The sequence below is a fragment of the Butyrivibrio sp. XPD2006 genome (genome assembly GCF_000420865.1).
Lineage (GTDB): Bacteria > Bacillota > Clostridia > Lachnospirales > Lachnospiraceae > Butyrivibrio.
The window spans coordinates 158,657-174,333 of record NZ_ATVT01000008.1 but is presented as its reverse complement, the minus strand read 5'-3'; the positions used below and the strand labels follow the sequence as shown (position 1 = coordinate 174,333).

Here is a 15,677-nt window from a genome sequence, read left to right as displayed (position 1 = left end):
CTCAATAACAATCTCCACCGTCTGCTAAAACTTAAGGAGATTGCACCGGATCAGGTTACCCTGAAACCGTCATTACTTAAAAAGTAATTCTATAGTATAGAACGGAATCCACTGCTGAATTAAGTCTTACCAGAAATCAGCATGCAGAATTCTGTTTTACACACTATTCCGGATGCTTGTTTGTCATACAAAAATGTATGATGAACACTGCACTTGGGTATGATTATAACGCATTTTTAGTTTTGGGGTAAGTTCTGTAAAACAGAATTAACACTTATAAACACTGAATTTCAGTCAAATGCAGAATTTACCTTTTCTTTTAACGACATCTGAAAAAATCACTTCTTTGCAGGCTTCTTTTTGCTAAAAAACTTTTTGATTCCGGATATCTTTTTAGATACAGCATTGTATTTGGTATTAGTCTGGTCACTTAGTGATTTATACTCATGGTTTTCGATATATGCCAGATCGTAGTAATCACTGGTATCCGTGCTAAGGCTCTTTTTCCTGAGGTAATGATTGGTAAGCCTTGAAACAAATGCATAAAATACTGCAAAAATCGGAACTCCGATGAGCCAACCCACAATTCCCCAAAGTCCGCCAAAGAACATAATGGAAAAGATTACCCAAAAACTTGAAAGTCCTGTAGATCCTCCAAGGATGAACGGGCCAAGTATATTGCCGTCAAACTGCTGAAGTACAATGACAAAAATAAGGAAGATCAATGCCTGTATAGGATCTATCAACACAAGTAAAAGAGCTCCTGCTCCTCCTCCGATGTAAGGTCCGAAGAAAGGTATGATATTGGTTACTCCGACTATCACTGAAATCAGGACAGGATATTCAATCTTAAGAATCTTGCAGCCAATATAACAAATGAGTCCAATTATCATTGAATCTACAATCTTTCCGCCGATAAAACTCTCAAAAGTTCTGTGCGTATATCTGAATGCAGAAATAAGTTCGCTGGCAACATCTTCTCTAAAGAAGGAATAAGCCATCTTTTTGCCTCTTGTGGTGAATCTCTCCTTGGAGTTAAGCACATATATAGCAACGATCACGCCGACAATAATGTTGATGATAACACTAACACCTGACATTACGCTTCTTGATGCTACTTTGAGAACAGTCTGCCACTCAGGGAGATACGGCTTAATATTCCTGGTTATAAACACAGAAAGCGTTGCATAATATGAATCCAGCTGGGAATCAATAAACTGCTGCAATTCCGGGTTATTCTCAAGAAGTGAATTGGAGAATTCATCGATTCGCCTGATATATGCAGGAAGATTATTGATGATCTCGCGAATACTGCTTACAAGCTGAGGAATAATGATAATCAGCAGCGTATAAATGAGCAGAATAAAAATAGCAATGGTTATAAGTACTGCGATTCCACGCATCTGTTTTCTTTTTTTGCGATCAGCTGTCTTGGAAAAAGAAACATCAAAGCCGAGCTTTTTATAAATCGGAATAAGAAGATTCTTTTCTATACCGTTAAGCATCGGTATGAGAATATAAGCTAAAACCACACCCATAGTAACGCCGGATATAGAATCAAGCATATCATTGATCGTAGCAATCACTACCTTGCCGTTAAACATCAGATAGTATGCGATCAGGATTACTATAGCTGAGCAGACTATTGTAATGCCCCATGTTATTTGATTTTGATTAGGCCTGTTCTTCATCTCTTTTCCCTCAAAAGAAATATTTGGATATTATTCACTTAATCCTTCAAGTACATATACAAGGCTGTCAAGACAGTCTACTTCAATATCTTCTGCCTTACCTGCGTCGCACTTGGTGGCAAAATCAGGATTCATAGGAATTCTTCCGAGAACATCAAGTCCTCTTGAAGCTGCATATGCATCGAGTTTACTCTCACCGAAAATATAGATTGGCTCTCCGCAGTGAGGACATTCCATATAACTCATGTTTTCAACTATGCCGAGCACAGGTACATTCATCATTCTTGCCATATTGATAGCCTTGTCTACTATCATGCCGACAAGCTCCTGAGGAGTTGCGACTACTATTATTCCATCTACAGGAAGTGACTGGAATACTGTAAGAGGAACATCTCCTGTTCCCGGAGGCATATCAACAAACATATAATCAATATCGCCCCAGTTAACATCGCTCCAGAACTGCTTAACAATTCCTGCAATAACAGGGCCTCTCCAGATTACCGGATCTGTCTCATTCTCCATAAGCATGTTAAGAGACATAACCTTCATACCACCCTCTGTTGTAGCAGGTAACATGTTTCCGTTCTCATCTGCATAGTTAAGTTTGCCTATGCCGAACATCTTCGGAATTGAAGGACCTGTGATGTCAGCGTCCATAATTGCTGTCTTGTGACCTTTTTTATTCATAAGTGAAGCTGAAAGTCCTGTGACAAGGCTCTTTCCCACTCCGCCTTTTCCGCTTACAATGCCTATCACTTTCTTGATATGAGAGTTTGCATTCTCCGGCGCTCTCATACTGTCTTCCATTTGTTTCTTAAAATCTTCCGGCTTTTTGCCATGTCCGTTTGCCATAATAAAACCTCTGTTTCTACCTAAATTATTTCTTGTCTTTTTCGTCTCCAAGATAAGACTCTATGATAAATCTTGGCCTGTTCTTGGTCTCAAGATATATCTTACCGATGTACTCACCTATTATTCCAAGAGAGATCATAATAAGTCCACCGATTGCCCAAACTGAAATCACAGTTGTGGTCCATCCCTGAATAGTATTACCTGTAAAATACCTGACCAGAGAATAAATAAGAACGGCTATACTTACAATAAATATGAAAAAGCCGAGACCTGTTATCATCTTAATGGGTTTAGTCGAAAGGCTTGTAATACCCTGTATAGCAAAGCTCAACATCTTGCTCAAAGGATATTTGCTCTCACCAGCAAATCGCTCAGCTCTCTCATAATACACGACATCGCTCTTATAGCCGATCATAGGAACAATTCCTCTGAGGAATAAATTAACTTCCCCGAATTCAGCAAGTCCTAAAAGAGCTCTTCTCGACATAAGACGATAGTCAGCATGATTATAAACAGTCTTGGCCCCGAGTGAATCCATTAACTTATAGAAGCCTTCTGCTGTTGTACGCTTAAAAAATGTATCTGTCTTGCGCGCACTTCTAACACCGTAAACAACATCAAAACCTGCGTTGAACTTATCAACCATCTCATCAATCGCATTGATATCATCCTGAAGGTCTGCGTCAAGTGAAATAGCTGCATCACAAAGATCTTTTGCAGTCATAAGACCTGCCAAAAGAGCGTTTTGATGGCCCATGTTTTTGGAAAGATTTATTCCCTGAAATATCTCATCTTCCTGATGTAGAGTCTGTATTATATCCCAGGTAGCATCCTTTGATCCATCATTGACGAATACAATTCTGCTGTCTGCAGAAATCTTATTTTCTTCAATTAATTTATGTAATTTGTCCCGAAGAAGGGATGATGTTGTAGGCAGTACTTCTTGCTCGTTATAGCAAGGGATAACGCAGAAAAGCCTTCCCATATTTTTTCCTCCAAATCATTTTAATACCAATTCATTATAATAATACATTTGCATGAAATTAGCCATACGCTCTTGATGGAATTATCGAATGAATAAAGTTTTGGGGTAGTTCTTACTGATGTAAGAACTACCCCACTTTCTTATTTGTTATTTATGTAATTGATAAGGCCTTCAGAATCTATGATCTTTTGCATGAATTCTGGGAAAGCCTGTCCCTGGAATGTCTTTCCTGTTGTTTCGTCTGTAATAACACCGGAATCAAAGTCTATTGAAACAGTATCTCCTGCCTTAATATTTTCTGCAGCCTCAACGCATTCAATGATCGGAAGTCCGATATTTATAGCATTTCTGTAAAATATACGCGCGAAACTCTTGGCTATTACACAGCTTACTCCTGCTGTTTTGATAACAAGAGGTGCATGTTCACGGGATGAACCACAGCCGAAATTCTTATCGGCCACAATGATATCTCCTTCTTTTACATTGCTTACAAAATCTTTGTCGATATCTTCCATACAATGAGACGCAAGCTCTTTTGCATCGGATATGGCAAGATATCTTGCAGGAATTATTACGTCTGTATCTACATTGTCTCCATATTTAAAAACTGTTCCCTTTGCAGCTTTCATCTTATTTCCTCCTTAAAGTCCAAGCTCTGCCGGCTCGGAAATCTTACCTGTAACAGCACTTGCAGCTGCAACGGCAGGTGAAGCCAGATAAATCTCAGAATCAATCGCACCCATTCTTCCAACAAAGTTTCTGTTTGTTGTAGAAACGCACTTTTCACCAGATGCAAGAATACCCATGTAACCACCGAGACAAGGACCGCATGTTGGTGTTGAAACAATAGCCCCAGCCTCAATAAATGTCTTTAAAAGGCCTTCCTGCATTGCCTGAAGGTAAATCTTCTGTGTTCCTGGGATGACAATGCATCTCATTCCTTCTGCAACATGTCTTCCTGACAGAATCTCTGCAGCGCAGCGAAGATCGTTAAGACGGCCGTTAGTGCATGATCCGATTACAACCTGGTCAATTTTTGTATCTGTAATATCATCAAAGGTATGTGTATTTTCAGGTAAGTGAGGGAATGCAACAGTTGATTTCAGTGTACTGAGGTCAATTGTATACTCCTCATCGTACTCAGCATCTTCGTCAGCCTCAAATATCTTGTACTCCTTGCCGGGCGCATGCTCTTTAAGATACTCTATTGCAATCTCATCAACAGGGAAAATACCGTTCTTGCCGCCTGCCTCAATAGCCATATTGGCAATTGTAAACCTGTCATCCATTGACAGATTCTTTATTCCTTCTCCGACGAATTCCATTGACTTATAAAGTGCACCGTCAACTCCGATCATTCCGATTATATGAAGGATAACGTCTTTTCCGCTAACCCACTTAGAAGGCTTGCCTACAATATTAAACTTTATAGCTGAAGGAACCTTAAACCACGCTTTACCCGTTGCCATTCCGGCAGCCATATCTGTTGAGCCGATACCGGTAGAAAATGCTCCGAGAGCACCGTAAGTACATGTATGAGAATCAGCACCGATAATGACGTTGCCCGGAAGCGTAAGTCCACTCTCAGGAAGAAGCGCGTGTTCAATACCCATCTGACCAACTTCAAAATAATTTGTTATGTTATTCTTCTTGGCAAATTCCCTGACACATTTGCAGTTTTCAGCTGATTTTATGTCCTTGTTGGGAACAAAATGATCGGGAACAAGAGCTATCTTATCCTTATCAAATACAGCATCGCTCTTAAACTTAGTCATCTCTCTGATCGCTACAGGACTTGTAATATCATTCCCCAGAACAAGGTCTAAGTCCGCTTCAATAAGCTGGCCTGCGCAAACCTCTGAAAGTCCTGCATGAGAAGCCAATATTTTCTGGCTCATAGTCATTTTACTCATACCGTTTATCTCCTTTGATGTCTTAATAAAAGTCAAAAACTTTATAGCAAATATAACATAACAATCTTTTTACGAACACATACAAATTTAATCGTTTTTCTTGATATTTTTTAATATGCCAGCATAAAATGCAAGTAATATCACGCCGCAAGCGGACATTATAACCCCTAAAAACAGCCCTTCCGGTCTGTAATCAACTCTAATGGCATGTTCTCCCCTTCCAACCGGAATAGCCATCAGTCCGTAATCAGCTGTATATATAGGCGTAGTCTTTCCATCAACCTTGCATTTAAATCCTTTCCTGTTTGGAACAGAGAAAAATACAAGTGTATCATCTTTTAATTTGGATGTTCTTGCTGTAAACCCAAGAGTATCGGGAACAAAGCTCACGCACGAGGTCTCTTTTCTCTTCTCACATTCCTGTGTGAATTTCAGATATGACAGATCTTCTTCAAAAAGATCTTCTGCCGTTATCTCACGCATAGCAACTGTCTTCTCTACTTCCATTGCCACATCATCAGGAAGTATTAGAAGTCTTGCCAGATCATAATCCCTTTCCTTGGGCTCAATATCAGACCATTCGGACTCTGTAATATAATAATCATATGTAAAGCCCATCGGAATAAAGTTTATATTCTCAAAAATATCAAAACCGTTCTGTGTATCCAGATACTTGTACCCGTCGGTTCCTTCGCCGTTATAATATGTCCTGTTCTTGCTTATCTCAGCGTTTTCGAAGTAATATTTGGCAGATACAATTGCACGAAGTCCCGCCCTTTCAACCGGGATATTTGTTTCAACTGTTCTCTTTATATCTCCGGTTCCCTCAAGGAAAGTAAAAATCTGGGATGGCACTGTACTAAGGAAGCAGTGGATTGACGGAATTCCCCATACCATATCGTAATTGGTGGATGTTGAATCTACTTCTCCTCTGCAAAAGTCAGTCATATCAACTCTTACAGTGTTCTCCAGCATCTGCTCCTGCCACATTTCTTTTCCCCTGTCACTTATGATAGAACTTCCGTTCCTGACCGGAATGTATGTCGATATAACACAGCTTATCAAAACAAGAAAAAGAGTTATCACATGATGCTTGCTGCTGATGAAAAAAGCAGTTCCTACAAGAAACAGACATAATATTGCTGTCCCGATCACATCTCGCAGAAATATCGTATTATTGTCAGCCATCTTAAAGAAAACGGTCTTTCCACTGTCATCAGTACTTGGCAAAAAATAGATAAGCACAAACAGAAGGAAGAAAAGTACGGCGAAAATTGCACCTTTCTTAAACTCTCTTGTTCTTCCTCTTTCAAGAACTCCGGCAGTCATCTGACACATAATAAGTATTGGCATATAAAACCATCTTGCATAATAGCTTGAGTTAAAGAAAGAAAAAGAAGCATTGAAAACAGGTATCAGAGCAATAATAAGACAGATAATCATAAGTCTCTTCTGCCAGCTCTTTTTGTTATCTTCAAACATCATAAACGCCACAACACCCGACAAACCAAACATAGGAATGTAAGCTGCCAACGACGCATTTTTAACTGTACTTGTATAAAAGAGTGTACCCTTTCCGATTATGTCAGGAAGCATGGCCATACTTTTAAAAATGTCCCAAATAAGCTTCTCGCTGGGGTAAACGAGCATATCATAACCTGTAATAAAATTATCAAGTCTTGTATTACCGGACACTCCGACAAAAGCAGGAACAAGGAAAAAACCTGCAATCAGGATTCCAATTATTCCACCGGCCAGAGCCCTGTTAAACAAAATCAGATTATCTCTAAGGCTGTTTTTTACACCATACTTCACAACATAATAGATCAAAAGAAAAAGAACTTGGCCAAAGAAGAAATAGTAATTGACTATAGCCATAAATGACGTCATCAGCGCAAACACAATAAAGTTTTTCTTTTGAAAAACGATATGACCTTGCGCATCCACCGTGCTTTCATCCATAAGCTTGTCAAACAGATGCAGATATAGCGGGAAAAAGGCAACAGAATCAGTGAAATGATTAAATACTATATTGCATGCATTAAATCCGGAGAATCCAAAGAGATAGCCACCTATCATTGCATGAATATCTCTTTTGACATATTTCCTGATATAAATGTATGCACAAAGTGAAGCCACAGCATATTTAAGCGCCATGAGAAGAGGCATCAGATAAGGAATTGCATTCTCCGGAAAAAGAACTGTAAGCCAGAAGAAAGGACTTCCCCACAGATAAAAAGAAAAATCCCCCGCCATACTTCCGCCAAGGTCTATATTCCAGTTCCAGAAAAACTCTCCACTTCTTACCGCCCTGTGAGCAACAATATAGAAAGGTATCTGCTGAACGTTATAATCTCCGTAGTAGAAAAAAGGAAGTCCCCTGGAAATCAGTATAGGAAGTATCGCTATAAGATACATAAGAAAGCTGCTGGCAAAGACAACTATAGGAGCATAGGCTCTTTCAGAAGTATTTTCTTTAATTGTAGTTTTCTTTGTAAGCAGCATATTTATTGTCTTTTCCTCTGATAAAAACTTAAGAGTGCCATATTTATGACACTCTTAAATATTAAGTCAATTTCTTCAGTTTTTCAATTGCGGATGATCAGTTGTTGATGAGCTTATCAGACTCGTTGTTCCAACTGTAAAGCTTTCTGATCTCAGCACCGATCTTCTCTGAAGGATGCTCAGCATGGAGCTTACGCATAGCCTGGAAGTGAACCTGTCCACCTGCCTCTGACATATCAAGCAGGAACTCCTTAGCAAATGTTCCGTCCTGGATATCTGAAAGGATCTTCTTCATAGTCTTCTTAGTCTCATCTGTGATGAGCTTAGGACCTGTTACGTAATCACCGTACTCAGCTGTGTTGGAGATTGAGTATCTCATTCCTGCAAAACCTGACTGATAGATAAGGTCTACGATAAGCTTCATCTCATGTACGCACTCAAAGTATGCGTTTCTTGGGTCGTAACCTGCCTCAACAAGAGTATCGAAACCTGCCTGCATAAGAGCACAAACACCACCGCAAAGAACAGCCTGCTCACCGAAGAGGTCAGTCTCTGTCTCAGTTCTGAATGTTGTCTCAAGAAGACCTGCTCTTGCTCCACCGATTCCTGCACCATAAGCAAGTGCAAGATCAAGTGCCTTACCTGTTGCATCCTGCTCTACAGCAACAAGACAAGGTGTTCCCTTACCTGCCTGATACTCACTTCTTACTGTATGTCCGGGTGCCTTAGGAGCGATCATAGCAACATCGACATCCTTAGGAGCCTTGATAAGACCAAAGTGTACGTTGAAACCATGTGCAAACATAAGCATGTTGCCGGGCTGAAGGTTTGGCTCAATGTCCTCTTTGTACATCTTAGCCTGCTTCTCATCGTTGATAAGGATCATGATGATATCAGCCATCTTAGCAGCCTCTGCTGTGTTGTAAACCTTAAGTCCCTGAGCCTCAGCCTTAGCCTTGCTCTTTGATCCCTCGTAAAGACCGATGATTACGTTGCATCCTGAATCCTTAAGGTTAAGTGCGTGAGCGTGTCCCTGTGAACCGTAGCCGATAATAGCAATGGTCTTACCCTCAAGCAATGATAAATTACAATCTTCCTGATAAAAAATTCTTGCATCCTGTGACATAACTAAATCCTCCATATTTGTTTTTTATAATCCTCCGGACAAAACTTATTCATCCAGATAAATAACTTTATCAGTACCTCTTCCAAGTCCTGCAATACCTGTTCTCGCAAGCTCGAGGATTTCATAGCCCTCAAGAAGCTTAAGAAAAGCATCTACCTTGGACTGGCTTCCTGTTATCTCAATGATAAGTGAATCAGGGCTTACATCAATGATGTTTCCTCTGAAAATATTGGCTGTAGCAAGTATGCTCTGTCTGTTAGCTGCTTCTGCCCTAACCTTAACAAGAGCCAGCTCTCTGTAAACCGAATCCTCCGGAAGCAGCTCGTGAATATCTCTGATATCTACAAGCTTGGCAACCTGTTTCTCAATCTGATCAAGAATAACGTCATCTCCCGATGCAACAATGGTTATTCTTGTAAATCTCGGATCAGCTGTAACTCCGGCTGTTATACTCTCAATGTTGTAGCCTCTTCTTGAAAACAATCCGGAAATTCTTGAAAGAACACCGGGGTTGTTATCAACGATAAGCTGAAAGACTTTTTTCTTTAATTCTTTCATTTTTACTCTCCACTTATGCCTTATAAATTCAGTATTTATGCCTATCCTTTTACACTTTAAAGTGTAAACTTTTGTTGGCTCAAAAACAGTTAATTTTCGTATTATTTTGATACTCATTGTCCTGTTTTTTCATCAATTTAAATCAAATTATACCACCATCACCTCATAAGTCAACAAAAATATTTTATCGCTTTACACCATTAAATTATTGCCATGAAAAAGGGGCCTCCCGGATATAAGTAATCAGATCGGCTCATCGCAGTGCTCAGCACCACGAGACGTAATGATAATTTATATCCGGGAAGCCCCGTAATTCCTCAACAACGTAAATTCCGCCAAATCAATTCACTTCACGACATTTGGTGAGGGCAACCGTACCGGTGCGGGCGATTTCGACGATGCTGACACTCTTTAGCATTTCGATGAAGACCTCGATACGGTCGGAGGTGTCGCAGATCTGGATTATCATCATGTTTTTGGACATGTCAACGATCTGAGCGTTCATGATGGTACAATTCTCCATGATGTCGCGACGGTTTTCCTTGTTGTATTTTACTTTGATAAGCATAAGCTCCCTGTTGATACTCATGCTCTCTTTGAAGGTCTTAACCTTGATGACATCGATCTTTTTGTTGAGCTGCTTCTCAATCTGCTCTATGGTGCGCTCATCGCCGGTTGAGACAATAGTCATGCAGGAAACAGCTTTATCTGCTGTTTCACCTACTACCATTGAATCGATATTGAAATTTCTTCTGGAAAAGAGTCCGGCAACCTTGGAAAGGACACCTGCTCTGTTTTCTACAAGAACCGAGTAAATTCTCTTCATAGTGATTACCTGCCTGTTTTATCTTGTAAGTGCCATCGGATCAACCATTACTTCCATGAGATTGGAAGAATCGTCCTTAAGGAATTTCTTAAGGGATTTTTCCATATCCGAATTGCCGTCAACCTTAAAGTATTCCATACCATAAGCTGCAGAAATAAGCGAAAGATCCGGATCACCTTCAAGTTTGACCATGGAATAGTTATCGTTGTATGCATTGTGCTGATGTTCTCTTACCATGCCAAGATAACCGTTATTCATAACAATTATCTTGAGATTTACGCCGTACTGACGCATGGTTGCCAGTTCCATCATGGACATCTGGAAAGCACCGTCGCCAAGAACCGCTACTACCTGCTTTCCAGGAGCAGCTATCTTACCACCGAGAGCTGCGGGTATCGAATAACCCATTGTTCCCATTCCTCCGGATGTAAGAAATCTTCCGTTCTTAACAATGTGATATGCACAGGACCATATCTGATTCTGACCAACATCGGCCACGTAAATGGCATCATCATTCATAGCCTTTGAAAGAGCTCTGATAAATGCTTCAGGATCAACAAAGCCTTCTGCAGCCGGTGCTCTGAGGGTCATCATCTCCTCTTTGTATCTGCGCAGAGTCTCTATCCATTCCTTGTGATCATCTGCATGATCATCCTGAGCCAGGAACTCCGCAAAGATATGCTTGATATCTCCAACCAGAGGAATTGTAGGTCCTACATTCTTACCAATCTCAGCAGGATCTACATCGATGTGAACCATTACTTTGTTTTCAGTGATAAGGTCAGGCCTGTTCACAGCTCTGTCAGCAACTCTTGCACCTACCATCAAAAGAAGGTCCGACTCATTCATAGCTCTGTTGGCGTATGCTTTACCGTTATTGCCGACCATTCCAAAGAAAAGAGGATGATCGGAGGGCATAGCGCCTATTCCCATCATTGTAGAAACAACGGGAACATCATTGAGCTCTGCAAATTTTATAAGCTCCTGTGTTGCGCCGCTGAGGTGTACTCCACCACCGACGCATATAATCGGCCTTTTGGCTTTTTCCACTTCCTTGATAACCTTTTTAATCTGTACCGTATTGCCCTTAACTGTTGGTTTATACGATCTCATGGAGATGGTCTCTGGATATGCAAACTTCTCTGTCATCTCTTCATTCTGGATATCAAAAGGAATATCTATCAGGACCGGTCCTTTTCTTCCGGTGCTTGCGATATAAAAAGCTTCCTTGAACACCTTGGGGATGTCATTTACATTTCTTATAAGGTAGCTGTATTTTACGAAAGATTCCACAGCTCCTGTAATATCAGCTTCCTGGAACACATCACTACCGATCATGTCGCTGTTGACCTGACCTGTGATTGCTATCATAGGTATAGAATCAGCATATGCTGTAGCAATTCCGGTTATAAGATTGGTCGCACCGGGGCCTGAAGTCACAGCACAAACTCCCACCTTACCGCTTATTCTTGCATATCCGCTGGCACAGTGCGCAGCATTTTGTTCTGTGCGAATAAGCACAGTCTTTATGTCACTGTCCAAAATCTTGTTCCAGAATGGATCAATGGCAACTCCCGAATAACCGAAAATAACTTCGGTGTTCTCTTTTTCAAGGCATTTAACTATGGCCTCTGCTCCAATCATGAAAGCTCCTCCAATCTATATTAAGTAATACTTAAAATCGTTCTGACAAGCTTAACTGCATCCGCAGCATCAGATGAATATCCGTCTGCGCCGATCTCAAATGCATAATCCTCTGTTACAACTGCTCCGCCAATTATTATCTTGGCCTTTATCTTCTCTTTATTAGCCAGCTCAACTACATTCTTCATTTCCTTCATTGTAGTTGTCATAAGTGCTGAAAGAGCTATAACACTGGCATCATTATCTTTTGCAGCCTTTATAATCTCTTCTTTGGGAACGTCCTTGCCAAGATCTATGACATTAAAGCCATAGTTTTTGAGCATAAGAGCCACAAGGTTTTTCCCTATGTCATGTATATCGCCGTGCACTGTAGCAATGATAATAGTTGGAAGCTTCTGTGAATTATCAGCATCTGCCGCAAGAAGAGGTTCAAGATATCCGATTGACATCTTCATGGCCTCAGCACCTGCAATCAGCTGCGGAAGGAAATATTTCCCTTTATCAAAGAATTCTCCGACATCATTTATTGCAGGCATAAGTGCCTCATCAAGAATCTGTTTGGGACTTACTCCCGACTCGACTGCTTTCTGAGTGTCCTTGACAATCGTTCTCTTAGAGCCGCTAAGCACATCCTTTTTTATTATATCAATATAATTATCTTCTTTAACAGAGTCGTTTTTAACTTCTTTTCCGCTTACAGAAGCATTATTCTCAGTATTATATCTCTCCATTCTCTGGATATATCTGAGGTCAGCACCATCTTTTTTCTTCAATAGATCTGAAGCAAAGGCAGCATTTACCAGCATCTCCTGCGAAGGATTGGCAATAGCCATAGTGAGTCCGTTTGAAATCGCCATTGTTAGGAATGCTGTGTTCACATTCATTCTCTGTGGCAGGCCAAAAGAAATATTGGAAAGTCCGCAGATTGTAGCATAGCCTCTCTCATAACAAAATCTGATGGTATCAAGAGTATTTAAAGCTGCGTTTGGATCAGCGCCAACCGTTGCCACAAGACCGTCCACTACGATATCTTCTATTCCGAGTCCCATATCAAAGGCTTTATGACTGAGTGTAAGGATATTCTCCTTTTTCTCTTCAAGGTCTTTTGGAAGTCCTTCAGGACTTAGCGGTAAAAGAACAAACATTGCACCGTATTTTTGTGCAAGAGGAAGGAACGCTTCAGCTTTACCTTTCTCCAGAGAAATCGAATTAATAAGTGCTCTTCCCGAATAAATCCTGAGAGCAGCTTCCATTACTTCTACGCTTGAAGAATCAATACAAAGCGGAAGATCAGTAACCCCGGAAACCTCTTCAAGGACATTCAGCATCATCTCTTTTTCGTCAATTCCGCTCATCCCAACATTAATGTCAAGGATTGATGCTCCGTCTTTTTCCTGGTTTTCCGCAAATTCGCAGACCATGTCGAGATTCCCCTCTCGAAGCTCAGCCTGAAGTTTCTTTTTGCCGGTGGGATTTATCCTCTCACCGACAATCATGAACAGATCATCCATGCCAAACGAAAGAGCTCTTCTCTCTGAAGATAAATAGCGTCTTCCGGATATTTTCCTCGGAACTGGATTTCCGTCTTCTTTTCTTACAGTCTCTGGGTCAAGATCACCATATGTCTTTTTCAAAAGAGCTATGAACTCAGGCGTAGTTCCACAGCAACCGCCAAGGATTGATGCCCCGCAGCCGATAAGTTTGTTCATCTCTCTAACGAACACGTCACTTTCCATGTCATATACTGTGTTTCCGTCTGCATCGACCTTTGGAAGACCGGCATTGGGTTTGGCAATTATCGGTATGCTCGTAACTTCCGCCATGCTTCCGATAATATCCGTCATCTTATCAGGCCCTGTCGAACAGTTGGCGCCAATAGCAGCAGCGCCAAGGGCCTCGAGGCATATAGCAGAAGCTGCGGGATCAGAACCAAAAAGCGTTCTTCCGTCAGGTTCAAAAGTCATTGTCACAATTACCGCAAGGTCTGATACCTCTTTTGCAGCAATAAGAGCTGCCCTGCATTCCTGAAGAGACATCATTGTCTCAACAACAAGAAGATCCACACCTGCTTTATCCAGAATCTGTATCTGTTCCTTGTAAACATCAATAAGATCTTCGAAATCCAGATCGCCGACAGGTTTAAGCTGTCTTCCGGTCATGGTAAGATCTCCGGCTATCAGTGTTTTATCTCCGACTGCCTCTCTTGTAATGCTCACAAGATCCGTATTTATTTGAACTATATTCTCTGCAAGGCCATATTCTTCAAGTTTGATTCTGTTACTTGTGAAAGTTGGCGCATATACGATGTCGGAACCTGCATCCGCATAAGCCTTTGAAAGCTTCTGCATTACATCCTTATGTTCCAATATCCATTTCTCAGGGCATACTCCGGCAGGCATTCCGGCTTTCATCAGATTACTTCCGGTTGCACCATCCAAAAATACTACTCTGTTTTTGCAAAACTTTAGAAAATCATTTCTGTTCATTAACTTTTACCTTATCTATAAAATATGGAATTACTGCGAATAACAAAACGGATATTACCATTACGATCAGTGGCTTCTGCCACATGGTATATGATGGTATTATGCCATTTTGAGATAATATATCAAGTACCGAAATTATCATAACGTGATAAAAATAGATCAAGGATGAAGCTCTTTTCCCAAGATCGGGAAGAATGCTTCCTGCATTCAAGCCGCATTCCGACAATAACAAAAGAGAAAAAACAATAATAACAGAACCGATATAAACTTCTTTTCTTTGAAATATAAATACTTCTGCAATACTTATTATGCAACCAAGCGAGAGCAATATCATATTTCTTGGCAAAAGAGCTTTCATTGTCTCTTTATACCTCTCCTCGCCCATTCCTTCTCTCTTGTCGTGAGTTTTATCAGCAAATATCACTCCGATTAGCACAAAAGGCATTCCCATAAAAAGCCAGTTTCTAAGGATGTACCAGGTGTTTATGCTGATATCAAATGGTCTTATCGGATATACTGTCTGCAGGAGTTCTCCGAAAAACATCATTCCAAGAAGAACAACAGTCAGCCACTTATACCATTTTCTGAGTACCGATGCAAAAATGATAATAAGTACAAATACATAGATCAACGCGAAGAGATACCAGAGATGATCAAAGACATATGATTCATCATAAATGTATCTTCCAGAATTGAATAAAAAGAAGGTTCTTGTCTCAAATAAATTGAATTTATCATGAAGCCAATATTTAAAAGTCCATCCCTTCGGAATAAAATAACAAAGCGAAAAGATCAGGTATGTTAAATAAACCACTCCTGTTATCTTAAGGAGTTTAATCAACCTTCCCAAGGTATAAGACCTTATTTCCTGCGCATTTTGAGCGTATGAACCATCTCTTTTTACCAAAAGATATCTTCCCGAAACCGCAAAAAAGAACGGAACCGCAAACCTTGACAGTGAGTAAACTATATCTCCGAACACTCCGGGAAACGGCGCATGAATCGTTATCACAAACAAACAGGCTATGAATTTTAAGGCATATATAAAACTATTGTCGTTATTTCTCTCCATAATATTTCCTTGTATGCAA

General features: G+C 40.4%; 12 protein-coding genes. All 12 read right to left on the bottom strand.

Annotated elements, in window-relative coordinates:
• Window positions 1-338 precede the first annotated feature (338 nt).
• A complete protein-coding gene (locus tag G590_RS19265) occupies window positions 339-1,691 on the bottom strand; it encodes an AI-2E family transporter (RefSeq protein ID WP_022765716.1) in 1,353 nt (450 codons plus the stop codon).
• A gap of 30 nt (window positions 1,692-1,721) precedes the next feature.
• Window positions 1,722-2,543, bottom strand: a complete 822-nt coding sequence (locus G590_RS0110980) for an Mrp/NBP35 family ATP-binding protein (protein WP_022765715.1) — start codon at window positions 2,541-2,543, stop codon at window positions 1,722-1,724.
• Window positions 2,544-2,568: 25 nt separating this feature from the next.
• The gene (locus tag G590_RS0110975) at window positions 2,569-3,528 is read right to left on the bottom strand and encodes a glycosyltransferase family 2 protein (RefSeq protein WP_022765714.1); all 960 of its coding nucleotides are present in this window, start codon (window positions 3,526-3,528) and stop codon (window positions 2,569-2,571) included.
• A 140-nt stretch (window positions 3,529-3,668) separates the two neighbouring features.
• Window positions 3,669-4,157, bottom strand: coding sequence for a 3-isopropylmalate dehydratase small subunit (gene leuD, locus G590_RS0110970; protein WP_022765713.1), 489 nt, complete (start codon window positions 4,155-4,157; stop codon window positions 3,669-3,671).
• Window positions 4,158-4,169: 12 nt separating this feature from the next.
• Window positions 4,170-5,441 carry a 3-isopropylmalate dehydratase large subunit gene (leuC, locus tag G590_RS0110965; RefSeq protein WP_022765712.1) on the bottom strand — a complete coding sequence of 424 codons (1,272 nt, stop codon included), beginning with the start codon at window positions 5,439-5,441 and terminating at the stop codon, window positions 4,170-4,172.
• 87 nt (window positions 5,442-5,528) lie between these two features.
• The gene (locus tag G590_RS0110960; protein ID WP_022765711.1) at window positions 5,529-7,946 is read right to left on the bottom strand and encodes a YfhO family protein; all 2,418 of its coding nucleotides are present in this window, start codon (window positions 7,944-7,946) and stop codon (window positions 5,529-5,531) included.
• 97 nt (window positions 7,947-8,043) lie between these two features.
• A complete protein-coding gene (gene ilvC / locus G590_RS0110955) occupies window positions 8,044-9,072 on the bottom strand; it encodes a ketol-acid reductoisomerase (protein ID WP_022765710.1) in 1,029 nt (342 codons plus the stop codon).
• A 45-nt stretch (window positions 9,073-9,117) separates the two neighbouring features.
• Entirely contained in the window at window positions 9,118-9,630 is a 513-nt protein-coding gene (ilvN, locus tag G590_RS0110950) for an acetolactate synthase small subunit (protein WP_022765709.1), read from the bottom strand.
• 340 nt (window positions 9,631-9,970) lie between these two features.
• Complete coding sequence (gene ilvN / locus G590_RS0110945; protein ID WP_022765708.1) at window positions 9,971-10,456, bottom strand: acetolactate synthase small subunit; 486 nt, start codon at window positions 10,454-10,456, stop codon at window positions 9,971-9,973.
• 18 nt (window positions 10,457-10,474) lie between these two features.
• Window positions 10,475-12,100: a biosynthetic-type acetolactate synthase large subunit gene (gene ilvB, locus G590_RS0110940; protein ID WP_022765707.1), complete on the bottom strand. Its 1,626-nt coding sequence runs from the start codon at window positions 12,098-12,100 to the stop codon at window positions 10,475-10,477.
• Between the two features lie 20 nt (window positions 12,101-12,120).
• Window positions 12,121-14,586, bottom strand: a complete 2,466-nt coding sequence (locus G590_RS0110935; protein ID WP_022765706.1) for a homocysteine S-methyltransferase family protein — start codon at window positions 14,584-14,586, stop codon at window positions 12,121-12,123.
• Window positions 14,573-15,658 (bottom strand): acyltransferase family protein, encoded by a 1,086-nt coding sequence (locus G590_RS0110930; protein WP_022765705.1) that lies wholly within the window; start codon window positions 15,656-15,658, stop codon window positions 14,573-14,575. Before G590_RS0110930 ends, G590_RS0110935 begins: the two co-directional genes overlap by 14 nt.
• Window positions 15,659-15,677 lie beyond the last annotated feature (19 nt).